The sequence below is a fragment of the Flavobacterium procerum genome, from assembly GCF_042431625.1.
Taxonomy (GTDB): Bacteria; Bacteroidota; Bacteroidia; order Flavobacteriales; family Flavobacteriaceae; genus Flavobacterium; species Flavobacterium procerum.
In genome coordinates this window covers 259,105-284,630 of record NZ_JBHLYW010000007.1, presented here as the reverse complement: position 1 = coordinate 284,630, position 25,526 = coordinate 259,105, and the positions used below count along the sequence as shown (strand labels likewise).

At 33.6% G+C, this 25,526-nt stretch carries 17 protein-coding genes; 4 read left to right on the top strand and 13 right to left on the bottom strand.

What is annotated here, in order from left to right; all coding sequences use genetic code 11:
- Positions 1-54: 54 nt before the first annotated feature.
- The 10 genes from secDF to ACFFLS_RS06785 form a co-directional block, all read right to left on the bottom strand.
- Positions 55-3,045 carry a protein translocase subunit SecDF gene (gene secDF, locus ACFFLS_RS06830; protein WP_379685785.1) on the bottom strand — a complete coding sequence of 997 codons (2,991 nt, stop codon included), beginning with the start codon at positions 3,043-3,045 and terminating at the stop codon, positions 55-57.
- Positions 3,046-3,270: 225 nt separating this feature from the next.
- Positions 3,271-4,206 (bottom strand): malate dehydrogenase, encoded by a 936-nt coding sequence (gene mdh, locus ACFFLS_RS06825; RefSeq protein WP_379685784.1) that lies wholly within the window; start codon positions 4,204-4,206, stop codon positions 3,271-3,273.
- A 111-nt stretch (positions 4,207-4,317) separates the two neighbouring features.
- On the bottom strand, positions 4,318-6,258 hold the full coding sequence (gyrB, locus tag ACFFLS_RS06820; RefSeq protein ID WP_379685783.1) for a DNA topoisomerase (ATP-hydrolyzing) subunit B: 1,941 nt from the start codon (positions 6,256-6,258) through the stop codon (positions 4,318-4,320).
- A 350-nt stretch (positions 6,259-6,608) separates the two neighbouring features.
- Positions 6,609-8,225, bottom strand: a complete 1,617-nt coding sequence (gene asnB, locus ACFFLS_RS06815; RefSeq protein ID WP_379685782.1) for an asparagine synthase B — start codon at positions 8,223-8,225, stop codon at positions 6,609-6,611.
- A 303-nt stretch (positions 8,226-8,528) separates the two neighbouring features.
- Entirely contained in the window at positions 8,529-10,205 is a 1,677-nt protein-coding gene (gene asnB / locus ACFFLS_RS06810; protein ID WP_379685781.1) for an asparagine synthase B, read from the bottom strand.
- Between the two features lie 579 nt (positions 10,206-10,784).
- Positions 10,785-12,353, bottom strand: coding sequence for a hypothetical protein (locus ACFFLS_RS06805; RefSeq protein ID WP_379685780.1), 1,569 nt, complete (start codon positions 12,351-12,353; stop codon positions 10,785-10,787).
- A 20-nt stretch (positions 12,354-12,373) separates the two neighbouring features.
- The gene (locus ACFFLS_RS06800) at positions 12,374-12,823 is read right to left on the bottom strand and encodes a hypothetical protein (RefSeq protein ID WP_379685779.1); all 450 of its coding nucleotides are present in this window, start codon (positions 12,821-12,823) and stop codon (positions 12,374-12,376) included.
- Positions 12,824-13,076: 253 nt separating this feature from the next.
- Positions 13,077-14,828: a TonB-dependent receptor gene (locus ACFFLS_RS06795; RefSeq protein ID WP_379685778.1), complete on the bottom strand. Its 1,752-nt coding sequence runs from the start codon at positions 14,826-14,828 to the stop codon at positions 13,077-13,079.
- Positions 14,829-14,949: 121 nt separating this feature from the next.
- Positions 14,950-15,813 (bottom strand): PhzF family protein, encoded by an 864-nt coding sequence (locus ACFFLS_RS06790; RefSeq protein WP_379685777.1) that lies wholly within the window; start codon positions 15,811-15,813, stop codon positions 14,950-14,952.
- Between the two features lie 87 nt (positions 15,814-15,900).
- Complete coding sequence (locus ACFFLS_RS06785) at positions 15,901-18,924, bottom strand: tetratricopeptide repeat protein (protein ID WP_379685776.1); 3,024 nt, start codon at positions 18,922-18,924, stop codon at positions 15,901-15,903.
- Positions 18,925-19,305: 381 nt separating this feature from the next.
- Here ACFFLS_RS06785 and ACFFLS_RS06780 point away from each other — a divergent pair, with 381 nt between their 5' ends.
- From ACFFLS_RS06780 to ACFFLS_RS06770, 3 genes are read left to right on the top strand one after another with little or no spacing between them, the layout of a single operon-like run.
- Positions 19,306-19,989 carry a cell division ATP-binding protein FtsE gene (locus tag ACFFLS_RS06780; protein WP_379685775.1) on the top strand — a complete coding sequence of 228 codons (684 nt, stop codon included), beginning with the start codon at positions 19,306-19,308 and terminating at the stop codon, positions 19,987-19,989.
- Positions 19,989-20,876: a glycosyltransferase family 2 protein gene (locus ACFFLS_RS06775; RefSeq protein ID WP_379685774.1), complete on the top strand. Its 888-nt coding sequence runs from the start codon at positions 19,989-19,991 to the stop codon at positions 20,874-20,876. The genes ACFFLS_RS06780 and ACFFLS_RS06775 overlap by 1 nt, the downstream gene beginning before the upstream one ends.
- A 1-nt stretch (position 20,877) precedes the next feature.
- A complete protein-coding gene (locus ACFFLS_RS06770) occupies positions 20,878-21,807 on the top strand; it encodes a glycosyltransferase family 2 protein (protein WP_379685773.1) in 930 nt (309 codons plus the stop codon).
- On the opposite strand, the gene ACFFLS_RS06765 is transcribed toward ACFFLS_RS06770, so the two are convergent.
- Positions 21,790-22,197, bottom strand: a complete 408-nt coding sequence (locus tag ACFFLS_RS06765) for a sugar 3,4-ketoisomerase (RefSeq protein WP_379685772.1) — start codon at positions 22,195-22,197, stop codon at positions 21,790-21,792. The genes ACFFLS_RS06770 and ACFFLS_RS06765 overlap by 18 nt on opposite strands.
- Positions 22,194-23,018: a glycosyltransferase family 2 protein gene (locus tag ACFFLS_RS06760; RefSeq protein ID WP_379685771.1), complete on the bottom strand. Its 825-nt coding sequence runs from the start codon at positions 23,016-23,018 to the stop codon at positions 22,194-22,196. The genes ACFFLS_RS06765 and ACFFLS_RS06760 overlap by 4 nt, the downstream gene beginning before the upstream one ends.
- 44 nt (positions 23,019-23,062) lie before the next feature.
- Here ACFFLS_RS06760 and ACFFLS_RS06755 point away from each other — a divergent pair, with 44 nt between their 5' ends.
- A complete protein-coding gene (locus ACFFLS_RS06755; protein ID WP_379685770.1) occupies positions 23,063-24,187 on the top strand; it encodes a glycosyltransferase in 1,125 nt (374 codons plus the stop codon).
- Here the strand turns inward: ACFFLS_RS06755 and ACFFLS_RS06750 are convergent.
- The gene (locus ACFFLS_RS06750) at positions 24,184-25,518 is read right to left on the bottom strand and encodes a glycosyltransferase family protein (protein ID WP_379685769.1); all 1,335 of its coding nucleotides are present in this window, start codon (positions 25,516-25,518) and stop codon (positions 24,184-24,186) included. The genes ACFFLS_RS06755 and ACFFLS_RS06750 overlap by 4 nt on opposite strands.
- Between the last annotated feature and the right edge of the window lie 8 nt (positions 25,519-25,526).

The following is a 25,526-nucleotide window of genomic DNA, read 5'->3' as shown; positions in this document are numbered from 1 at the left end:
ACAAAAAAAGATCCAGTTTTCACTGGATCTTTCTAATTATATAAAAACTTATAATTAAGCTTTATTGTGTTTGTCTTCAATTGTATGTTTCTCATCAGCAGAGATTGTATCAACCAATACTGGAGTAGCAATAAATAATGAAGAATATGTACCAACGATAATACCAATCAACATTGCAAAGATAAATCCGCGGATTGATTCTCCACCGAAGATAAACATTGTCAATAATACAATGATCATCATTAATGAAGTATTCAACGTTCTAGATAATGTAGTATTAATAGACGCGTTTACGATATCTTCAAAACTTCCTTTACGGTTTCCGATGATAAACTCTCTAACTCTGTCAAATACGATTACCGTATCGTTCATAGAGTAACCAATTACTGTAAGAATCGCAGCGATAAAGTGTTGATCCATTTCCATATGGAAAGGCATAAATTTATAACATAATGAATAAATTCCTAATACAAAAACAACGTCGTGTGCTACTGCCGCAATCGCTCCTAATGAATATTGCCATTTACGGAAAGAAACCATTAAGTACAAGAAGATAACTGCCATTGCACCAAGAACCGCCCAGTAAGAGTTAGTTTTGATATCCTCAGAGATTGAAGCTCCAACTTTAGAAGCTTGCAATACCCCTACTTTTTTACCATCATAGGTATTTGTAAATTTCTCATAAGAAGTATTTGCATAATACTTAGACAAAGCTTTGTATAATTTTTGGTTAACTTCTTCATCAATAGCTACACCGTCTTCTTTGATTTTGTATTTAGTAGTGATTTTCAACTGATCATCATCTCCTAAGATTTTAGCCTCAACCGGAGTTCCAAAAGCAGCAGACAACTCATCAGAAATTACAGCAGCATCAACTGGTTTCTCAAATTTAACTTGGAAAGTTCTACCTCCAACAAAATCAACACCTTCATCTAATCCGTTAATGAAAAAGATAGAAGTCAAACTCACTATTGTAACAATAGAAGAGAAGATATAAGTAAACTTTTTAACTTTGATAAAATCAAAATGGAAGTTTGTAAACCAGTTTTTAGTAATGTTTGTAGAGAACGTTAAATCGGCTTTACCTACAATATTTCTATCGATAAAGATTCTTGCGATAAAAATAGAAGTAAACAATGAAGTTACGATACCAATCAATAAAGTCAATGCGAAACCTTTGATAGGACCTGTACCAAAGATAAATAAGATTGCTCCAGTTAAAACGTGCGTAACGTTTGCGTCAATAATAGAACGCATCGCACCATGCCATCCGTAAGAAGCTTGAACCGCTTCAGAAAGAGATTTTCCTTCACGTAATTCCTCTTTCGCTCTTTCGTATATAATAATGTTAGCATCTACTGCAGTACCTAATGTCAATACGATACCTGCAATACCTGGCAATGTAAGTACAAAACCAAAACTTGCCATAATTCCGAACAAGAAAAGTAAGTTCAATAATAAAGCAAGGTTTGCATACCATCCAGCTTTACCATAATAGAATACCATCCAAACGCAAACTAATAAAAATCCTAATACAGAAGAAATCGTACCTGCATCAATCGCTGCCTGACCTAAAGATGGCCCTACAACAGTTGATTGAATAATATCAGCAGAAGCTGGTAATTTACCTGCATTCAATACGTTTGCTAAATCTTTAGTTTCAGCTACATCAAAAGAACCTGTAATTTCAGATCTTCCTCCAGCAATTGGACCACTTGTAACACCTGGTGCAGAATATACGATGTTATCAAGAACAATAGCGATATAACTTTTTTGAGCAAATGCTCTACCTGTCAATTCTTCCCAAACTTTTGCTCCTTGGCTGTTCATCTGCATAGATACTGCAGGTTTACCCATTTGGTCAAAAGTATCTTTTGCATCAGTAACAACAGCACCGCTCATTGCAGGCGTGTTGTCTCTTGATCCTTTTAAAGCGTATAATTCAACTGCCTCAATATCTTTTGCTGTTTTGATATCTTTTGCTGTTGGATCTTTAATAGTAGTTGGTTTACTCCATACAAATTTAGCATAATGCTGATCTGCAGCCAATAAAACTCTAATTTCTGGTCTTTTAAAGTAAGAATTGATAACAGCAGTATCTTTTGGAGCAAAAAATCCTAAAACAGGACCATTACCGTTCATGATGATTTTATCAAACAACGGATTGTTTCCTTTTTTAGCTACAGTAGAATCTTTAGCATCAGTCAATAATGCATTCAATGAATCTTTAGCAACAGTTTTAGTTTCTGTTTTCTTAACTTCAGTTTTCTTTAAAGCTTCATTAGCATTCACTAAGAAGTTTCCAATTTCTTCGATTTTATAAGTTTCCCAAAACTCTAATTGAGCTTTTCCACCTAATAATTTTTTGATACGGTCTACATCTTTAGCCCCTGGAAGCTCTACTAAGATTCTTCCTGTTTCTCCTAATTTCTGGATGTTTGGCTGTGTAACACCAAATTTGTCGATACGTTCTCTTAATACTTTGTAAGCACTTTCGATAGACTCATCAACTTTTCTTTTAATAACTTTTTGAACTTGAGCATCAGACATCTGAAAGTCAACTCCACCTTCTCCTTGAAGACTTCTGTTTGCAAAAATTTCTGGTGATGCTAATTTTACAGAACCTTTTGAGTTTGCATCAAAAGCTTCAAAAAATTTACTTAAATAGGTCTTATTTCCTTCTAAATTTGCAGTTGCATCCGCTAAAGATTTATTAAATACCGGATTTTTAGAATTATTAGCTAGCCCTTTTAAAATGTCTTTTACTGAAATCTGAAGAATCACGTTGATTCCTCCTTCTAAGTCAAGACCTTTATTAAGCTGTTTATTTTTCACTTCGTTGTAAGTGAAATCAGTAAAACCAAGATTTAACACTTTTACTTTACCAATAGAATCTAAATATTTCAGCTCTTTATCAGGATTATCTCCTGCAAAAGCTTTAGCTTCACTTTTGACACCATTTGCCACAAAAGTGAATGATAGTTGGTAAATACTCACCAATGCAAATAGAATTGCGAAAAATTTAATAAGTCCTTTATTCTGCATTATTACTAAAAATTAATTATGTTTTATTTTTGTTTTTGTTTTAAAGTCCCATAAAATAAGCCCTGACATGATTTTTTAAAACAAAAATACGAGATCACGAATTACCAATTTTTTTTTAAACCGAGCAAATATATAATTAACGAAAATATTAACCAATTAATTTATTAATTAATCTCAAAAAAAAGACTGCAAAAGTGCAGCCTTTTTCTTTTTTTTCGGTTTTTATTATACTAAAATCGATTTCAGAGCATCATTCATGCTGCGAACCGCATCTGCACTTTTGCTAAATAATGCCTTTTCCTGGTCGTTTAATTTAATATCAACAATCTCTTCGATTCCATTCTTTCCAATTATGCAAGGGACTCCAATACAAATATCGTTTTGACCGTATTCTCCTTCTACAAAAACAGAGCAGGCAATCATTTTTTTCTGATCATTCAGGATACTGTCTACCAAATAAGCTACTGATGCACCTGGCGCATACCAAGCAGAAGTTCCCAACAAACCTGTTAGAGTCGCCCCTCCTACCATCGTATCAGCCGCTACCTTTTGAAGCACTTCATCAGATAAAAACTGTGTTACGGGTATACCATTATAAGAAGCCAAACGGGTCAACGGAATCATAGTCGTATCTCCATGTCCGCCGATTACCATTGCTGAAATATCATTTGCAGGTTTATCTAGAGCAAGAGAAAGATAAGTTCTAAAACGAGAACTGTCTAATGCACCGCCCATACCAATAATTCTATTTTTTGGAAGACCTGTTGCTTTCAAAGCAAGATAAGTCATCGTATCCATTGGATTGGAAACTACCACGATTATAGTATCAGGAGAATATTTAAGTACATTTTCAGCAACTGTTTTTACAATGCCTGCATTAATGCCTATCAACTCTTCTCTGGTCATTCCCGGTTTTCTTGGAATTCCTGATGTAATCACAACTACATCGCTTCCGGCAGTTTTAGAATAATCATTGGTTACTCCAGAAACTTTGGTGTTAAAACCTGTGTTTGTGGCACACTGAGTAATATCCAGTGCCTTACCTTCGGCAAAACCTTCTTTAATATCCAACAATACTACTTCGCTTGCAATTCCTCTATAAGAAATAACATCTGCGCAGGTAGCTCCAACATTTCCTGCTCCTACAATGGTAACTTTCATATTTTTTACTTTATCGGTTATTAATATTTGTCTATTCCTTAAAAAGACAATTCGTTTAATTGTCTAGTAAATTTAAACAATTAAACGAATTGGAATTATTAAATTTTCATTTTATGCGTCAATATTTGCATAAACTGCATTTTTCTCGATAAACTCTCTACGAGGCGGTACTTCATCACCCATCAACATAGAGAAAACTTGGTCAGCTTCTGCAAGGCTATCAATATTTACTTGACGTAAAGTTCTGAAATTCGGATCCATTGTCGTTTCCCACAATTGTTCCGCGTTCATCTCTCCAAGACCTTTATAACGCTGAATAGCCGCACTTCCACCCATTCTTTCATTGGCCTGATCACGTTGCAAATCATTCCAAGCATATTCTTTCTTTTGTCCTTTTTTAACTAAATATAAAGGTGGCGCTGCAATATAGACATGCCCTTCTTCGATTAATTCTTTCATAAAACGGAAGAAGAACGTTAATATTAAGGTAGAGATGTGACTACCGTCGACATCGGCATCACACATGATGATTACCTTATGATATCTTAGTTTTTCAAGATTTAGCGCTTTACTATCTTCAGCAGTTCCAACTGTTACTCCTAAAGCCGTAAAAATGTTTCTGATCTCTTCATTTTCGAATACTTTATGATGCATCGCTTTTTCAACGTTCAAAATCTTACCTCGTAATGGCAGAATTGCTTGAAAGTTACGATCACGCCCTTGTTTAGCCGTTCCACCAGCCGAATCTCCCTCGACAAGGTAAACCTCACATCTTGCTGGATCTTGTTCTGAACAATCAGATAACTTTCCTGGCAATCCGCCTCCACCCATAACGGTTTTACGCTGCACCATCTCACGCGCTTTTTTCGCTGCGTGACGTGCCTGAGCTGCTAAGATTACTTTCTGGATAATCAATTTTGCATCATTTGGATTTTCTTCCAAATAATTCTCTAACATTTCTCCAACTGCTTGAGAAACTGGAGAAACCACTTCTCTATTTCCAAGTTTTGTTTTAGTCTGTCCTTCGAATTGAGGTTCTGATACTTTTACAGAAATAATCGCTGTTAATCCTTCACGGAAGTCATCTCCAGCGATTTCGAATTTTAATTTATCCAACAAACCTGAAGCATCGGCGTATTTTTTAAGCGTTCTTGTCAAACCACTTCTAAAACCTTGTAAATGCGTTCCTCCTTCGTGTGTGTTGATATTATTTACATAAGAAAAAATATTCTCTGTATAACTTGTGTTATAAATTAAGGCAACCTCAACCGGAATTTCACCTTTATCATTATCCATGCTGATAACATGAGAAACAATCGGCTCTCGGTTACCATCTAAATAGCGAATGTATTCCTTAAGACCTTCATCTGAATGAAATACTTCACTTTTAAATTCACCTTTATCGTCAACTTCTCTTTTATCTGTAAATGTGATTGTAATTCCTTTATTTAAGAAAGAAAGCTCACGCATACGAGCTGATAACGTATCATAAGAAAACTCTGTTGTCTGCTGAAAAATTGTGTCATCTGGAAAGAAAGTCTGACGCGTACCTCTTTTTTCTGTTTCTCCAATTTGTTTTACTGGATATAATGCCTTCCCTCTTTCGTATTCCTGCTCATAAATCTTGCCTTCTCTAAATACAGTAGATTTCATATGAACAGAAAGGGCATTTACTACAGAAACCCCAACCCCGTGCAAACCTCCAGAAACTTTATATGAATCTTTGTCGAATTTACCTCCAGCACCAATTTTTGTCATTACAACCTCAAGTGCAGAAACTCCTTCTTTTTTATGCAAATCAACTGGAATACCACGCCCATTATCTTCAACTGTAACAGAACCGTCTTCATTTATTGCAACACTAATCGCATCACAATGTCCTCCCATCGCCTCATCAATAGAGTTATCAACAACCTCGTAAACCAAATGGTGTAGTCCTCGAACCCCTACATCACCAATATACATCGACGGACGCATTCTTACGTGCTCCATCCCTTCTAATGCCTGAATACTATCTGCTGAATAATTGTTCTTCTTGATTTCTTCGCTCATATAATTTATTGTAAAAAATGTAATTATTGTCTAACAGGCAAATATATAAAAATGCAGGCTATATACCCAGTAAAATAAAGCTTAAAGCACTTAAGTTATTAACAGAATTATCTTAAAAACCAAAAAATAAAACTGAAAACGAATTTAAATTTAAAAATTAATGAAATTCCAATATTAAAATCCCAAAACTTACCAAAACGTTTATCTTCAAATTTCAAGATTCTAAACTTAATAAAACTTCAAAGTTTAAAATTCTTCAAATAAAAAAGCCGAAATTACATTGAATGCATTTCGGCTTTTACTATTTTATAAATCCTAAATGTAAAATTGGAGTTTGAAATTTAACCTTTCTAAACTGCTATTCCAGATTTTATATTTTCAAAATTTCCGTTTAAATGTGCTGCATTAGCTCTTCCACTTGGATCAAGGTTTTCCTGCCATTTTGGAATCCATTTACGGACAGTCTGCGCGGCACTGACCTGTGGATAATATTTATGAAAAATCGAGCGATATAGATACGCTTCTTTAGTCGTAGGTGAATTGTATGGGAACTCAGCTCCTGCACCTGCTAATTGTTCGTCTGTTATTTTTGACGCACAATATTCTATCAATTCATCAACCCAATTGTAACCAACACCGTCAGAAAACTGTTCTTTCTGACGCCATAAAATTTCTGAAGGCAGATAAGGATCTTCCGGCGTATCAAAGGCTTTTCTCAAAATATATTTTTCGATGCCATTGTACGATTTCGGCTGTTTTTCTTCTGTTTTGATTCTGATTGTGGTATCTAAAAACTCTTTGTCCAAAAATGGAAATCTAGCTTCTAAACCGTGAGCCATTGTCGTTTTATCAGCGCGAAGCAAATCGGCAGTAAACAACTTCTGTACTCTTTCAATAGTTTCATCTTGAAATTCCTCTGCAGAAGGTGCATTTCTAAAATACAAATGTCCTCCAAAAACTTCATCGGCACCTTCTCCTGACAAAATCACTTTTATGCCTTGATCCGCAATTGCTTTTGAAAGCAAATACATTGGAACACCAGAACGTACTGAAATGATATCATAGGTTTCGATATGGTAAATAACTTTTTCTAAAATTTCAAAACCTTCCTCTACCGTAAAATGAATTTCGTGATGTTCTGTTCCTAAAAATGCAGCCGCTTTTCTTGCAGCGCTATTATCGGGAGTATCAGCATCAAGTCCGATTGAGAAAGAATGCAATTTTTCGCCTTTATCTTTTAAAAGTCTGCAAGCTATAGAAGATGTTAATGATGAATCTAATCCACCAGAAAGTATCACTCCAACTGGTACATTAGCCAATAGGCGTTTTCTTGTTCCCTCAATGAGAGATTCGCGGATAGCCGCAAGCTCCAGAGATTGATCTGCTTTTTTATGATCTTCATATTCCGGCTGATAATATTTTACAAAACCGGTTTTTGCTGTATAATAATGTCCCGGAGGAAAAGTTGAAAACGACTTGCATTGATCTGCAAGACACTTCATTTCTGAAGCAAAATAAATTCGGCCACGTTCATCCAAACCATAATACAAAGGCTTTATTCCGATCGGGTCACGTCCTGCAATATATTTATCACCATCGATTACCACAAAAGCAAAGTCACCGTCTAATTTATTGCAAAAGTCATATCCAAATTCTTCATACAAATGCACGATAACTTCTGAATCTGATTCGGTTCTGAAATGATGGTCTTTTAGAACGGTATTTTTAAGCTCTTGATAATTATAAATTTCTCCATCATGAATCATCCAAGCCTTATCGGTACCTTGAATTGGCTGTTTGCCAGACTTCAGATCGATAATAGACAAACTTTCATGACAGAGCACGCTGCCATTTTCCATAATATGCATATCACGCTCATCAGGACCGCGATGCGACATTCTTTCAGACAAATCTTTTACAAGCTGTGGGTCTTTTCCTTTACCAACAACGGCCAATAATCCAGACATACTATTCTTTTTTTATTATATTTCTGTTCATTTCATTTTAAAATGAACATTAAAAAATCATTAAAATTTTTCAGAGAAAGCAAAACAAGGTAAGTTCATCTGCTTTCTGTTACTTATATCTCAAAATATAAGTATACTTAATGTTTTTTCTGGGGATGTCAAATATATTAAAAGAAAGTTAAATAATCATCAATGACATTTAACAAACCTTTTGAAACTAAAAATTTAACACTTTAAGACAAGAAAAACGCCCTCTGTCAAGAGAACGTTTTTCTGCAATATATACTAATTCTAAAAATAAATTTAGGCTTTCACATAAGCGTCGTCATGTACATTGGCAACCGCTCGGCCAGAAGGATCATTTAAGTTTTTAAAAGCTTCGTCCCATTCCAAAGCAATTTTAGTACTGCAAGCAACACTTGCTTCCTGAGGAACACATAATGCTGCAGCGTCGCTAGGGAAATGTTCTGTAAAAATAGAACGATAGTAATACTCTTCTTTTGAAGTCGGTGTTTGCAATGGGAACTTAAATCTAGCGTTTGCTAACTGCTCATCTGAAACTTCTCTTGCTACAACTTCTTTCAAAGTATCAATCCAGCTATATCCTACTCCATCAGAAAACTGCTCTTTTTGTCTCCATGCCACACTTTCTGGAAGCATGTCTTCAAAAGCTTTACGAACAACCCATTTTTCCATTGGATGTTCTTTGTTTATCATTTTATCTTGTGGATTGATGCGCATTGCAACATCCATAAATTCTTTGTCTAAGAACGGTACGCGCCCTTCGATTCCCCAAGCTGCCAAACTTTTGTTTGCACGTAAACAGTCGTACATATGCAGTTTACCTAACTTACGAACGTTTTCTTCGTGGAATTCCTTCGCGTTTGGTGCTTTGTGGAAGTATAAATATCCCCCGAACAACTCATCTGCTCCTTCTCCTGAAAGAACCATTTTGATTCCCATAGATTTAATCACTCTCGCCATTAACCACATTGGAGTTGAAGCTCTAACGGTTGTCACATCGTACGTTTCTAAGTTGTAAATCACATCACGAACAGCATCTAAACCTTCTTGAATTGTAAATTTAATTTCGTGGTGGATTGTTCCAATATGTTTTGCCACCACCTGTGCCGCAGCTAAATCAGGAGAACCTTCTAATCCAACAGAAAAAGAGTGCAATTGCGGATACCAAGCATCTGTAGTATCATCTGACTCAATTCTTTTTTGAGCGAATTTTTTAGCTACAGCCGAAGTAATAGAAGAATCTAAACCTCCAGAAAGTAAAACCCCATAAGGAACGTCACTCATTAATTGTCTGTGAACCGCTGCTTCAAGCGCTTTTCTGATTTCTGGAATACTCGTTTCGTTGTCTTTTACTGCATCGTATTCTGTCCAGTCTCTTTTGTACCATTGTACAAATTCACCATCTTTACTTGACAAATAATGTCCTGGAGGGAATAATTCGATTTTTGTACAATAACCTTCTAAAGCTTTTAATTCAGAAGCTACATAAAAAGTTCCGTGTTGATCCCATCCAATATACAATGGAATAATTCCCATGTGGTCACGAGCTACGAAATATTCGTCTTTATCAACATCATAAATCGCAAATCCGAAGATTCCGTTCAATTCATCAACAAAGTTTACTCCTTTTTCTCTGTATAAAGCTAAAATTACTTCGCAGTCACTTTCTGTCTGAAAGTTATATTTTCCTTCAAATTGTTTACGCAATTCTCTGTGATTGTATATCTCACCATTTGCAGCCAGAACCAATTTTTTATCTTCTGTAAATAAAGGTTGTTTTCCTGAAGCTGGATCTACAATCGCCAAACGCTCATGAGAAAGAATCGCTTTATCATTACTGTAAATGCCGCTCCAATCTGGTCCGCGGTGACGAATGATTTTCGACATTTCTAATACTTGAGGTCTTAAAGCTTCGGCTTTTTGTTTAAGATCAAAGGCACATACAATTCCACACATAATATTCTATATTTTATTTTATAAGTTTTTTAAATTTGATAAGGCAAAGATGAAGTATTAGTTACAATTGAAAAACACAAACACTTATTTCAGTTACAATTTTTAAGCATAAATTTATCTTTACATATAAAATGTAAAATTTATAAGTAAAAACAAGCTCGAAACTTGAAAATTTCAATTTGGAACCAAAAACTGCTTCAAAATTTAAAGTTTCAAACAAATATTTGAATTAAATTCTGAGTTATTCTGATACTAATGAAAGATTCGTAAAGCAAGAAGAAAAAATAGCCATAAAATTGCGTCTTAAACTAAAACGTCCGTTGGGGTTAAATTATTATTTTTCAATTTACGTCTCGTTTTAGATTAAAATCTGTGTAAATCTGCGTGAAAAAATCTATGCCTAAAAAATATTTCACGCAGATTTTAAAAGATTTCAGCAGATCAAATTAGATTTTATTTGTTTTGTGACACTATTTTATTCTATTCCTCCAACGGTAAGACTATAAAAAACAATCCCTATAAAATTCGAAAACTTGATAGGGATTTAATTTGTTTAAAATATGATAACTTAGAATATAATTAGTTTTTAAAAGTGATTCGCGACGAAATATAATCAGGCATGCTAGCAACTGCAAGCCGTAACTTAGATTCATTCTGCTTTTTCACATTTTCATCTTTCAGGTTGTAATTGTAATTATCAAACAGGTAATACATTAAAACTCTATTGTAATCGTCCAAATCGTTATCTTTTATCATATCCAGCAAACTGGTTTCAACTAATTCTGAATTAGAGCTTTCAGAAAGCGCCCGCCCCACTCTGTTGATACTTGAATAGTAATGATTTTTAGAAGGATTATCTACTCGGAGTGAGATTCCTAAAATTAAATCCAAAACATTTATATCCAATACTTCGATTTCTTTTATATAAGTCTGTCTTGCACCTTGTGCATAACTACCATCGCTTGCTCTGTCAAAACGATCGTTCATAATATTAAGATGAGATCTAAGAAAAATTTCCCATTTAATGGTCTCGGCAGAAAGCACTGCAATATTTTGTGCATGAATTCTTGGACTATTATCCATACTACACCCGCCCATAACATGTCTGTTTCTTTTTAGCTCCAACGCTTCTTCCTTACCGATATAACGTTCAACATATTCTTCAAACGTATCATCAGAAACTTTTGTTGTTTGAGCTTCCGCTAATGCATCTCGGAGCATTACATCAAAATTTTTATCCTTATTTCTTAAAGAATCTATTCTGGTAAGTCTTTCAGCTTGCCATTTTCGCATTTTTACATTAAAATCCTCGTATTCTCTTTCAATACTCTCTTTCTGAGCCAATTGTTCCTTGGTTTTTTTCTTTGATTTTCCTTCGAGTTCCATATCATCAAAACCAAATAGGATAGAATAATTCTCACTGCTAAAATTCGGTCTTTTTAAGACTTTCTCAATATAGATTTCAAAATTTACTGCTTTAGTTGGTACAGTATCGATATATCTTACACCAGAATCTTTTGCATTATCATAAAAAACTTGAGCTGTAGTATCTACCAAACAATCTGAATATTGAATTAATCGGGCATACTTTTCAGAAAGTGGTTTTGTCTTGAATTCGTCAACAAAATAAAATGCCCTTAACGATTCCTTCGAATAAGTAGTTTTTTCTTTATACTCAAAAACCCATTTTCCTTTGAAATTATTATGATAAGAATCTATCTCTTTTTTATTTCTGGTGATATTTTCCCCATCTCTTTCTCCTAAAGACAGGCTGGAAAATTCAACTTGCTCCTGATTTTCATAATCCGTATAATCGGATTTTAATATAATATGATTTTCATCGAAAACAGCTTTACGATATTTGGCTTTAAAATCTGTATATGAAATACCATTTTCTAAATCTTTCTTAGCTTTTAAAGCATCCGATTTTTGAAGTTCTACAAAATTGGCTTTTGCTTGCTCATAAGATCTGAAGGTCTTATTAAATTCGCAAACCTTAAATTTTAAATTTAATGAATCAACAATGAATTTAAGTTTAGAAACTGAGTTTTCTGAATAAATCAGACCATTGTCATAAACTTTAAATTCAGATTTTTGAGCAGTCATATTGAGACAGACGAAAACTAAAAAAGCAAAAAAAATTCTCATAACTTTCTTTTTTAAATTAATTATTCTACACTTTCAATCGTATAATGTGTTTTATTAATCTCAAATTTAAAACCAGCTTTATTCCCCATCAAATGATTTCCTAAAGGAGATTGGGGCGAAAGCGCTATTACATTAATCCCATCAATGGCAATTTTAGGAAGCGCGACAGTTACATACAAATAAATTCCGTTTGCTTTTACCAAACTTCCTAAAACGATATTTTCAGTTGCTTTTATAGGATCTATTTTATCTAAAATCGCAATTTGCGCAATGGCTTCTTTTAATTTATTGGTCAGTTTTTCCTGCTCGATATGCATCATCGATAAAGCCGTTTCGTGTTTGTCGCCGGCAGAACCTTTGGCATCGTTTTTTGAATCTTCGGTTAAGTTTGAAATCATGTCTCTAAAAACATCAATTCGATCTTGAACCATTTGTGTATAATGCGAATATATTTTTTCTTTGAAAGTCATTTTTTTTAAAAGATGCTAAGATTCTGAGAAGCTAAGTTACTAAGCTTTTTTTGCCACAAAGACAGTAAGACGCTAAGTTCTGATTTTTTTTCAAATATTATCCAAAAAAACTATTATCGTAATTTATTTTAAACATAAAACAGCCACGAATTCACGAATCTACTCCAAAAAATTCATGAGCTCATGGCTGAAAAAAAAGGCACTCCTTATTTATATAATCTTTGTGCCCTAGTGTCTTTGTGGCTATATACCTTTAAAAATCAAATTTATAATTTGCGCCTCCTAAAATCTGAAATCCCTGAACTGGATAATTCAGCCATTTTTGATACGCCTGATTTCCGATATTATTTGCTTTTAAGAAAAACGTCAAGCGTTCACTAAATTTATATCCTAAATGAGCATTGGCATCAAAATAGCTTTTTAGCGTAGTTATAGCTGGATTTGTTCCTAAATCTAAATTAGACTGCATATCTTTTCTTTCACCCACATAAAAAACATTCAAACCTGCATACCATTGTTTTGTGAAATTAACATCTAGAGTCGAACTTAATTTCATTGTTGGAAGATTCCATGCTTCTATCGAATTATCTGTACTGTAGCTGTTAAAAGTACCATTGATTCCGAAAGTCACGTTTTGCGAAAAATCGGCTTTTAGTTCTCCATAAAAACGAAACGTTCTGATGTCTTCATAAACTACTCCAAAAGAGTTCCCAAACGCATAATTTTCATTTGTAATTACTTCTGTGTAATCATTGGCTTTAAAGAGCGCTTTGTCTTTTTCGTTCAAATACGAACCTGTCAAGTTATAGTTTACATTGTTAGCCAATTTTCCTTTTAAACCTGCAAAAACATTATATTGTGTACTTGATGGACGCATATTTAATGTAGGTGATAAAAACGGATTTTCGCTCACAAAATCAGCATACGAATTTTGTTTTAGTCCTCCATTTACTCCTGTGTAGAAAATCATTAAATCGCCTACTAATTTATATGAAGCATTTACTTTTGGATAAAAATAGATTTTGTTGCTACTGTTTTCAGAATCTCCGCTGTAGAAAATTCCAGCACCCAATTCCAATGTCCATTCATTTTCATTGACTACAAAACTAGGTTCGATTCCCACATTTGTAAATCCGTATTTAACGGCTTCTGTATTGTCATGCGCATAGTTATTTTTGAAAGTACCACTTACGTGATCTACAATAACATTGGTTTTTATAGCCTGATCCATAACATCAACCGTAAAAGTCGGTTTTATGTAAAAGCGATTTTCTGATGATGAAGCATTGTCTGAAAAATGAGTAAATCTTGCAGCCAACTTACTGAAAATACTTTCGTTAAAATCTGCATTTCCGCCAAGCGAAATAGTATTATAGGAATGATTCGGATTGATGCTGTTTACCAAATCAAAACGCTGATTCGGAATTGTTGATCCGAATTCAGCAGGAAGTCCATACCAATTGTAAATCTGATTTTGGTAACCTAAATCGATATTCCATGAAACGTCCCGATTGTCTGCTCCATAGCCAACATTCAATGAAGTGTCGTAAAACTCATCATTCAGCTCTACATCTTTTATACCGCCCTGAGAAGAATGATGGCGAAACATTCCTGCCAAATAATCATTATTTCCTAAATCTTGCGTTACAAACAATTCTGCGTTTAGCGTGCTGTAATTTCCAACCCCTACTGTAGCATAATTATTAAACAAACGCTCTTTTTTGCTTTTATCAACACCCGCCGCTTTTCCTTTTGAAGGCGTAAAAGTAGAAGCAACTGGAACAGACAAAATACTGTACTTGATGGTTTCTTTAGGTTGGTTGCCGCTATCGTCAAGCGAAGGAATCTCTTTAACTTTAAAAGCATCCGAAATTGTCGGCGAATAAGGTTTTACCACGTTTACTGTTTCTGTCCCGATGTTTTCATTTTTCTTTTGTGCAAATAAAAACTGACTAGTACATAATACTAACAGAATGATAATTTTATACTGGCAATTTAATTTCATATTTATCATATTTTGTAAAATGTATATCGTAAAAAGTAAAATGTATCTTCAATCTTCAGCTTACTTTTTACTTTTACCTTTTACATTATCTAATTTTCTAATTATATCAATTATCTAACTTTTAAGCTTCCCACTCTCCTTTTGCTACATACTGAGCTTTTCCACCTATATTAATATCATACTGATCGCCAACTAATTTTCCTTTAAAATAAATTTGAGAAGGCCTATTCATAAAGTCCCCTTGAAAATTAATCAGCTCGATCTCTTTCGTGTTATATTTCAGAAGAGAAGCTTGCAGACAAGTACTTGCGCTTCCTGTTGCCGCATCTTCTAGTAACTGATTGTGTTCAATATAAAATAATCTGCTCATTACTTTTGTACCTTCAAAATAGTAAAAATACAAGCCTCTATGATCAGTTTTACAATGCAGCTTCATCCATTTATCGACTTTCTCTTTGTCTAAAACCAAATTCTCTAAAGCTCTTTCACTGCTTAAGGGAACCATTACAAAAGCACTTCCTGTGGTTATTTCCTGAACTGGAAATTGGTTTTCAAAATCACTTACTGCCAGATTGCTGAATGCCGTAAAATCTTCTTTAGAAAAAATATCCCAAAATTTTGGTTGCGCCGCCTTTAACCAAATCAAATCGTCAGCTTTATGAATTGCAATCGGTCCAATCGGAACTTCCAGTTTAATTTCATTTGGAGAATTTTCAAATATCTTATTCATCAAAACCCAAGATGTCCCTATAATCGGATGTCCTGCAAACTGCATTTCGTGTGCTGGAGTAAATATTCTGATTTCGGCTTTATTATTTTCTTTGTCTAGTTTGGTAATAAACGTGCTTTCTGCAAAATTAATTTCGCGCGCTATCTGCTGCATTTCATTCGCACTCAGATTTTCAGCTTCTAAAAAAACCGCCAACTGATTTCCGGCATATTTTCTATCAGCAAAAACATCAACTATATAAAAAGGTAAACTCATATTTTTTTGTAAAATGTAAATTGTAAATTGTATACTGTTTTATTGTTTTCACTTTTACGGTATACAATCTACAGTATACAATGAAAATTATTTATTAATTGATGAATTCGTTTTAGACTCTTCCACTTTGATAGCGCTTAATTCTCGTTTCGCTTCTTCAACTACATCTGGGTAATCTGTAAAATTATTGATTACGTTGTCCAGAATATATGTCGCCTGATAGCTGTCTTTAAGTCCGTAGAAATTTTTAGCCATTAAGACCAAACCTTTCGCTCCGTAATATTTATAAGCCGAATAGCTTTTAGCCAATTTCTGAACAGCCGTATTCGATGCTTCAAATTTTCCTTCTTTAGTTTTGAAATAAGCATCATAATACAAAGCTTCTGCTGCCAATTCTCCTTTTGATGTTGCCGAAAGCTTCGCATAAGCCGCTTTTGCTTTATCTTCATTACCAGTCTGCATTGCGGCGCGTGCTACAATAATCTGAGCATCTGCCTTTACACCTGCATCTGCTTTAGGATTTTCTAGTACTTTCTCAGCTGCGCCAACAGAATTGCCGTAATCTTTTTTATCATAATAACATTTCATCAGGTTGGCCTGAGCAAAATTTTTGTTTTGAGGAAAATCGGCTTCGTTTTCTAAACGAACTAAAATTGGAATCGCCTTATCACAGTCTTTTGCTTTTAGATAAATCTGCGCCAATCTGTTTAAAGCTTGCTCTGTAAATTCATTTCGAGGCTGATCGATTACATATTGATAATTAGCAACCGATTTAGTTTCAGAACCCTCTGCGTAATAAAGTTGCGCTAGATAAAAATTAGCTTCAAGCGCATGCATTCCGTTCGAGAATTTGTTTAGGTAACCCGAAAATCCTGTAATAGCAACTTTGCTGTTGTTTTGACTGTATTGTTTAAAAGCTGCATCGTAAGTATCGTTGTCTAGTTCGGCATCTGTTACGGCAACAAAATCGAGAGTGCGCACCCACGAAGCATATTCGTCAACCTTACCAGAATCTACATAAATCAATCTTGCTGTTGCTACTGCTTCAAGAGCTTCTGGAGTTTTCGGAAATTCTGCCGCTACTTTTTTGAATTTCGTCAATGCTTGCTCATCACGATCTGAATTGTAATAAATAAGACCTTGTTTTAAAATAGCTTTTGAAGTAAATGAACCGTTTTTAAATTCAGAAATCAACTGATCATACGTTTTTATTGCCTGATCATTTTTCTTTTCTGCTACATACGTATTTCCTAATTCGAACAAAGCATCATCACGGTAAGATGATTTTTTGTACATCTGAAGAAAGTTATTCAATTCGTCAACTTTCTTAGTATTATTTGACATAAATCCGTATGAAAGTGCTTTTTGAAACTGAGCATAATCTGCATCAACACCTTTTGCATCAATAGCTTTTGCATAAGCTTCCATTGCTGCACTGTATTTTGAACTTACAAAACGGCAATCGCCTAAACGCAAATAAGAATCATTTAAACGTACTTTATCTTCTTTAGAATTGTCAATCTGAGCCTGAAAAGAATTCGCTGCCTGATCGTATTCTTTCAATTTAAAATAGGTGTATCCAATATTGTAATTGATGTTTTTGTATTCATCTGTAGATTTTGCAGCGGTCATTCCGGCAAATTGCTTATAAGTTAATAAAGCATTCTGCATATCATCATTCAGATACTCTGTTTCTGCTTTCCAGAAAGTGGCACGTGCAGTAAATTCAGGCGTTTTTTGCTCACTTACGGCACTTTTAAACATTTTACCCGCTTCCTGATAATTCGACTCATTATACAATTCTACACCTCTGTAAAAAAGCACTTTTTGATAAGCGGCTTTATTTTCTGCCGTTTTATTCTTTTCTAATAAAACCAATGCTTCTTTATAATTTTTAGTCGAAATATAAGAATCAATCAAAAGTTTTTCTATTTCAGAACGACTAGAATTGTTTGGATATTTTTTCAAGAAATCAAGCAAAATTCCTGGAACAGTTTGATAAGCATTTCCGATATCATAACTCAATTTGGCATAATTAAGCGCCGCATCTTCCTGAATCAACGCATTGAAATCCATTTCTGAAGCATTTTTAAAAGCATTCAGTGCTTCTTGTTTTTTGCCTGTGTTAAGGTAGCTTAGACCTAAATGGTAATAAGCATTCTGCGCCACAAAGTCTTTTCCTTCAATGATTTTATTGAATTGAGAAATCGCTTTTTCGTAATTCTTCTGCTCATAATAAGCATAACCAAGCTGATAAAAATCGGTGTTGTTCCATTTTCCTTTTTTACCTTCATATTTCTCCAAATATGGAATTGCTTTTTCGTATTGTTTCAGGTTAAAATAACTTTCACCAATAATCTTATTCAATTCTGATTTTTCGATGTCGTTAGATTTTCCCATTGCGGTCTGTCCCAAATCGATTGCTTTTTGGAAATTCCCCAATTTGAAATTCATATCAGCCTGATAATACGAAAGCTTTTCTTTGTACTTTTCTTCTCCCGAAACTTCGTCAAAATACTTCGTAGCTTCTTTATAATCATCGCCTTCGTAAGCCATAAATCCTAAGTAATATTTGGCCTGAGAACCAAATTCTGGAGAGTTTACGACTTTATTAAAATAGGTTGTTGCTTCTTTTTTCTTTTTAGCATTAAAATAGCTGTAGCCTTTCATGAAGTTAAATTTATCACTTTCGGCTCTGCCCATGTAACTTTCATCGACCTTATCAAACCACTGCAACGCTTTAGGATAATTTCCTTGTTCAAAAAAATACTGTGCAGCATCTATGTAAGCCTGATTTTGTTTGGTGCTTGTAGGATAATCGTTTACGAAATTTTCAACAAGGGCATCGGCATTAGCCTTATTGGTTCTGATGGCACAATTTGCAATATAGTACGCACAATCAGATTGTACTTCTTCTGTAACAGCAGCGCTTTCGGTATTTTTTACACGTTCGAAAATAAGCTGCGCAGAAGCATATTGTTTGTCATTATATAAAGCCAGTGCTTTGTCAAAATCCTTTAAATCATAAGTATAAATAGCTGATTTTTGTGCCGAAACCACGCTCGAAATAAGGATAATTTGGAATAAAAAGAACCTGGAAATTTTACGCATTTTAGTTTTATTTAGTATTCAAATTTATCATTTTATACCGTTTATAACGAAACGTTTCGTGATTTTATTATCAACAAATGTCCAAGATTAAACATTTAAAATAAAGACCTCAAAAAAAAATCAATTGCATAAGTTGCATAAGTAATTATCAATTAAGGGGTTTATAATTGTTTTTATTCAAAAAACGACACTTCAAAACCAATAAAAGACTCCTATTGCACATGCTGTCTAAAATGAATGCTTCTGCTAAAAATGAGACGTAAATTATTAAATCGACAAAATTTTAATTAAATTAGAGGTAAATTTTCTTTAAGAAATGATTCAAAATTATTTTGAATACAAGCGTTATCTTATTACTTTTACCAATCAAATAATTTCATTATGTCACAAACCGTACTGTCCCTTAAAGACGTCACTATATATCAAGAAGGAAGAAAAATTATCTCTCAAATAAATCTAGATGTTAATCACGGTGAATTCATCTACATCATTGGTAAAACTGGTTCTGGAAAAAGTACTTTTCTAAAAACTTTATACGCTGACCTTCCATTAATTGAAGGCGAAGGCCATATTGTTGAATTTGATTTGGCAACTATAAAAGAAAATGACATTCCGTATTTGAGACGAAAAATCGGGATAGTGTTTCAAGATTTCAAACTGCTTCCTGACCGTTCTATTAAAGACAATATGCTTTTTGTTTTAAGAGCAACGGGCTGGCATGAAAAAGAAGCAATGGAACATAAAATCGACGAAGTACTAGACAAAGTCGGTATGAAAGATTTTGTAAACAAAATGCCTCACCAACTTTCAGGAGGAGAACAACAGCGTGTTGCAATTGCGAGAGCGCTTCTTAATGATCCTGAATTTATCTTAGCCGATGAACCGACCGGAAACCTTGATCCGCAGACGAGTTCTGAAGTTTTGGAAGTTTTAAAAGCAATCAACGCTGCGGGTAAAACCATCATTATGGCTACACACGATTATGCCTTATTGATGAAATTCCCTTCTAAAACTTTGAAATGTGAAGACGAAAGAATCTTCGAAGTAGTGCAAAGAAGCGTGTAATGCTTTCTGTTTTAATTCCGGTTTACAATTATGATGTCACAAAATTAGTTGCGGCAATACATAATCAATGTCTGGAATCTAAAATTGATTTTGAGATTATTTGTATCGACGACAAATCAGAAAAATTTGTTTCTGAAAATCAAAAAATTACAGCTTACAATCACGCATCTTATCAAATTCTGAACGAAAACATCGGACGAAGTGCCATCCGAAATTTATTGGCAAAAAAAGCGGTTTACGAAAACCTGCTTTTTTTGGATGCTGATATTGCTCCTGTTTCTACAAATTTCATTTCCAAATACATTTCAGAAATAAACGAAACTCAAAGAGTAATTTACGGAGGTATTTTATACGAAAATAAAAAACCTTCTTCTGAAAATCTGCTGCGGTGGATTTATGGCAAAAAAAGAGAAGCTTTACAAGTTTCTGAAAGAATTAAAAATCCATCACGCTTGGCACTGGTTTCTAATTTAGTAATTAAAAAAGAAATCGTCTGCCGTTTTCCTTTTGACGAAAGCATAATCAAATACGGCTACGAGGATTTATTGTTTTTTTCGGTTTTAAAAGCAAATCATATTGAAATCATACATGTCGAAAATCCTGTTTATCATCTAAATTTGGAAACTTCGAAGGTATTTTTGGCAAAAACAAAAACAGCACTAGAAAATTTAGTTTTTCTTTCTGATTCAAATAAAATAACAAAAGATCAAAGTAAAATAAAGGCTTCATTTTTACTTTTAAAAAAACTGCGACTAGTTTCATTTTTTGTTTTTCTATTCAAAAAAACAGAAATGAAAATCGAAAAAAATCTAACCTCAGAAAGTCCTTCCTTGTTTTTATTCGACTTGTATAAATTGGGTTATTATTGTACTCTAAAAACAATATAAAATGGCTTTTTTCTCTGTCATAATACCACTTTACAACAAAGAAAATTTTATCGAATCTACGATAAAAAGTGTCTTAGCACAAAGTTTTCAGGATTTTGAAATCATTATTGTAAATGACGGTTCGACAGATAAAAGCGAAGAAAGAATCAAGAATTTCAACGATAACAGAATCGTATATTTTTCAAAAGAAAATGGAGGCGCTTCATCGGCGCGAAATTATGGAATTGCAAAGGCAAAAGGCGATTTTATAACCTTTTTGGATGCTGATGATTATTGGTATCCAGATTTTCTAAAAACAATGTTTATAAATAGTAAAGCGTTTCCAGAACAAAAAGTTTTTTCGGCTTCAATTGAATTTGAAACTTCCAAAAAAACAATTACTGCACAATACTCTATTTCAAAAACAAATGAGAAAATTGAAATTGTAAATTACTTCAAAGCCAGTTTGAAAGAAACAGTTCTCTGTACTTCCTGCGCCGTTTTTCATAAAACCGTTTTTGAAAAAGCGGGGAACTTTGATACCAAAATAAAAAGTGGACAGGATACCGATTTATGGATCAGAATCGGACTTGTATATCCGATTGTTTTTTCTTGGAAGATATTGGCTCGTTATGTTTATGATTCTGCAAGCCTATCAAAAAACAGTAATTTTATTTATGAAAAAATGTATTTTTCTAAATTTACTTCAGCTGAAAAAGAGAATCCAGACCTTAAGAAATTCTTAGATTTAAATCGTTTTTCATTGGCTGTAAAAAGCAAAATTGCAGGAAAGAAAGAGCTTTTCAAGAAATACTCCAGTGAGATTGATTCCCGAAATTTAAGTCTAAAGAAGAAAATAATACTGCATCTTCCTGCCTCGGCAATGCGCATTTTAATTTCATTTAAAACCTTTCTAGCAAATACAGGGATAAGCTCAACTGTTTTTAAATAATTTGAATTTTTTAAACTCTCGTATGTAATCGTCTTCATTAAACTCGTCTGAAGACAGAACCAGACAGACACTGCCCGAAGAAAAGTTCTGAATTTCGCGCCAGATTCCAGGAACAATCAATAAACCGATATTAGGTCTATTTAAAGTTACCGTTTTTATATTTTTTCCATCCTTCAAAATTACATCAAAACTGCCGCTCAAAGCAATCAAAAAAGCCTGTTGTTCTTTGTGCGCATGCCCTCCTCTTTTGCTTCCGCTTGGTACGTCGTACAAATAATACACTCTTTTGAAGGCAAACGGAACCGTCTCTCCTTCAATAACCGAAAGATTCCCTCTCCGATCTTGAATTTTAGGGATCTCAATTAATCGAACATCGGCAATTGTTGTCATTTTCTTTTATTTAGCTCTTGATATTTGTGAATTCCAGCCAGACCTACTCTGAATTTATCTTTAAAATTTAAGCGATTTACATAGTGGTTTCTGTAGAGAAAAAACAAATATTTTAACAACCAAATATAGGCGTAATTTCCTTTTAATTTGCAAAACAAAGCCGAACGTCCAAATAATAACTGATCTGAACCTTCATTTCTTCCTGAAGATTCTTGAGGATGCGACACTATCACTTTCGGACAGAAATATACAGTGTGCTTTTGCTTCAAGGCAGTTCTTAAAAACAAGAATTCTTCCGCGGTTTCAAAAAAGCCCCCCAAACCAAACAATTCATCAAAATAAATTTTATTGTTTTTAATGTCCTCCAACTTAAATGCAATTTCTATTGAACTTACTTTCCAAATTGAATTAAAATCATGCCTAAAAGCTTTTGAATGTGTTTTTTCTGGTTTCGAATTTCCATTACGGCAATGATTAAAGGTTATGATAGAAACATTATTATGCATTGTAAAAGCTTCAAGGATAGTTTCTTTAAAATCTGATTCAAAAATCACATCATCATCTGCTATGAGGCAGATTTTTTGCGAAGCGTTGTTAATAGCAAGATTTCTGCTTTTCGAAAGACCTTTTTCGGCAGAATTAAGCACTTTAACTTTCTCAAAATCTGAGGTTAAAACACTTTTTTGAGATTGATTTATTATAGTAAGATTGAAATTCGAAAAATGTTCAAAAGGAAACATCGCTTCCAAAAAATCAAGACTGCTTCTGTCTTTTGTGGCAATCAGAATTTCTAAATCATTTTCCGCTAAAACATTTGACATTTTCATCTATATTTACGTAAATATAAATGTTTTTATCTAGAAAAATGAAGATCCTCTTAATTGGAGAATACAGCAGACTGCACAATTCTTTGAAAGAAGGATTGCAGGCACTCGGGCATGAAGTGACTATTATAGGAACGGGAGATAATTTTAAGCAATTTCCGGTTGATTACTCGATTTCTGCAAAATTTATTACTTCAAACCGTATTTTGCGTTTTCTAAATAAGGCCTTTTTTAAAGTTTTTAATTCAGATTTGCAATTACTTGAAAAAGGAATTCGGTTCTATTTTTTTCTTCCAAAACTGAAAAACTTTGATATTGTACAACTCATTAATTCAAATGCGATTGAAACCTATCCTTTTTTATCAAAATATTTATTGAAAAAGGTTTTTCAGAATAACCATAAAAGTTTTCTACTAATCTGTGGAGAAGACACGCCGATTATCGATTTTCTGTTGCTGCAAAAAATGAGATATTCCATTTTAAGTCCGCTTTTTGAAGATGAAAACTTGAAAAAGTCATATCATTTTTCATTAAAATACACTCAGAAAAATTATCGAAATTTGTTTGATTTCGTAAAACAAAATACTAAAAAAATTATTGTTTCTGATTTGGATTACAAGATTCCGCTTCCCGAGTACGAATTGATTCCAAACCCTGTAAATACCGACAAAATCAAAGCTGAATCTTTGATAATTTCCAATAAAATCATTGTCTTTCTTGGAATAAACGAAGGAAGTTATATCAAAAAAGGAACTTCTTATTTTGAAAAAACATTAAAAATTATTGAACAAAAATATCCTGATCAGGTTGAAATCATCATCAGTAAAAATCTTCCTTATACAGAATACATCAAACTTTACAGCAAATCACATATCCTACTCGATCAGGTTTTTGGATACGATCAAGGTTACAATGCGCTCGAAGCAATGACAAAAGGAAAAGTCGTTTTTACGGGTGCCGAAAAAGAGTTTGAGGAATATTATAATCTAACCGAAAAAGTATGCATAAACGCTCTTGCAGATGTTGATTATCTCGTAAACGAATTGTCTTTTTTAATTGAAAATCCGGAAGAGATTATCGCAATCGGAAAAAGAGCCAGTGCCTTTATTCAAAAAGAGCACCATTACATTACGATTGCGCAAAAATATCTTGAAACGTGGAATTAATTCAATACCTTAACGTTAACTGTTTTTCTTAAAAAAACAAAAACCAGCAACATCATCATATATTCAAAAGGAAAACTAAATCGGGTATTGCCTCCATACGTTACCAGCGCCTGAATTACAGAAGTCGAAAAAATCAGAATGACAAAAACAAACTCATTGGTAATCATGCGGTTTTTTAAAAACAATATCAAATGAAACGGAATTAATAAAACGAAAGCCACTTTGAAAATCCAGAGCATTATGCTTTGAAAATACCAGATTGCTAAGAAAAATTTGTTGACAAATGGAAAGGAAAAATCGTTGTAATTCCAATATATTTTTGGTTTCCAAAAATCAAACCAAGACCTACAGATAACTTGTTGGGCATAATCCTTCGGATTTTTTTTAATTGTTGCAATCGCATATTTTCCTAATGCAGCAGAAATTTCAGGAAAACTATTATTGTTTTCAGTAGCTAATTCTTCTTGCGCATCCCAAATGGTCATTGCCAAATCGGTTCTGTTATGTGGTTCTGTTTTTTGATTATCGGCAATAATTTCATCTCTATGCCTTGCATAAATAGTTCCGATTCTTTGATATTCCGAAGTTGTTTTTTCTGCGAAATAAACGCAATTTTGAGATAAATTCAGTCCAAAAAAAGTAGTCGAAACAAAGTAGCCTGTATTTATTTTATTCACATAAGACCATCCAAAATAGGCCGTTAAAGGAAAAATAAAAATAAGCAGTCTCAAACTTATGATTTTCGAAAACCTAAAATTCTTCATTACAATCAAACCATAAATAAGGAATGGCAAAAAAGCATAAAATGGCTTAATAAGAACTAAATATCCTAAAAGCAATCCCATTAGAATATCCTTTTTAACGCTTCTGCTTTCCAGATAACCATTAGATAAAAAATAAAAAATCAAGGATACCACAAAAACCGTCAATGATTCGACCAATATAATTCTTTCATAAAAATGAACCTGCAAAAAACTCTGCATAAAAAGCGTTATCCACAAAGCTTTTTTTGAATCAAAACTAAAATTCAGAATCGTTTTGTACCAGAAAATTGAAGCAATAATACCCAAAAACAACTGATACACAACAGTTAAAACCGTAGACCCAAATGCGAGTGCAATTAATAAAGGATATCCTGGACTTCTTTCGCCATTATAAAAAGCCAAATTAAAATCGCCTATTTTTTTTGCCAATACCAAATAACCTTCTGAATCCGGAAATATAGTGACATGAAAATACAATACAGATAAAAACAGCCTAAAAACAAGACCTGAGACAATCAAAACTTTGATTTCTCTAGACAAAAAACAATTCTGAATTGGGAATCTCATTAGTTATT

Coding starts and splice junctions, on each gene's coding strand:
- asnB (WP_379685781.1), bottom strand. CDS start 10,205: ATGTGTGGAATTGTATGTGCCTTTGATCTTAAACAAAAAGCCGAAGCT.
- ACFFLS_RS06755 (WP_379685770.1), top strand. CDS start 23,063: ATGAAGATCCTCTTAATTGGAGAATACAGCAGACTGCACAATTCTTTG.
- ACFFLS_RS06750 (WP_379685769.1), bottom strand. CDS start 25,518: ATGAGATTCCCAATTCAGAATTGTTTTTTGTCTAGAGAAATCAAAGTT.
- ACFFLS_RS06805 (WP_379685780.1), bottom strand. CDS start 12,353: ATGAGAATTTTTTTTGCTTTTTTAGTTTTCGTCTGTCTCAATATGACT.
- ACFFLS_RS06795 (WP_379685778.1), bottom strand. CDS start 14,828: ATGAAATTAAATTGCCAGTATAAAATTATCATTCTGTTAGTATTATGT.
- ACFFLS_RS06775 (WP_379685774.1), top strand. CDS start 19,989: ATGCTTTCTGTTTTAATTCCGGTTTACAATTATGATGTCACAAAATTA.
- ACFFLS_RS06760 (WP_379685771.1), bottom strand. CDS start 23,018: ATGTCAAATGTTTTAGCGGAAAATGATTTAGAAATTCTGATTGCCACA.
- ACFFLS_RS06800 (WP_379685779.1), bottom strand. CDS start 12,823: ATGACTTTCAAAGAAAAAATATATTCGCATTATACACAAATGGTTCAA.
- ACFFLS_RS06780 (WP_379685775.1), top strand. CDS start 19,306: ATGTCACAAACCGTACTGTCCCTTAAAGACGTCACTATATATCAAGAA.
- mdh (WP_379685784.1), bottom strand. CDS start 4,206: ATGAAAGTTACCATTGTAGGAGCAGGAAATGTTGGAGCTACCTGCGCA.
- ACFFLS_RS06770 (WP_379685773.1), top strand. CDS start 20,878: ATGGCTTTTTTCTCTGTCATAATACCACTTTACAACAAAGAAAATTTT.
- gyrB (WP_379685783.1), bottom strand. CDS start 6,258: ATGAGCGAAGAAATCAAGAAGAACAATTATTCAGCAGATAGTATTCAG.
- secDF (WP_379685785.1), bottom strand. CDS start 3,045: ATGCAGAATAAAGGACTTATTAAATTTTTCGCAATTCTATTTGCATTG.
- ACFFLS_RS06785 (WP_379685776.1), bottom strand. CDS start 18,924: ATGCGTAAAATTTCCAGGTTCTTTTTATTCCAAATTATCCTTATTTCG.
- asnB (WP_379685782.1), bottom strand. CDS start 8,225: ATGTCTGGATTATTGGCCGTTGTTGGTAAAGGAAAAGACCCACAGCTT.
- ACFFLS_RS06790 (WP_379685777.1), bottom strand. CDS start 15,813: ATGAGTTTACCTTTTTATATAGTTGATGTTTTTGCTGATAGAAAATAT.
- ACFFLS_RS06765 (WP_379685772.1), bottom strand. CDS start 22,197: ATGACAACAATTGCCGATGTTCGATTAATTGAGATCCCTAAAATTCAA.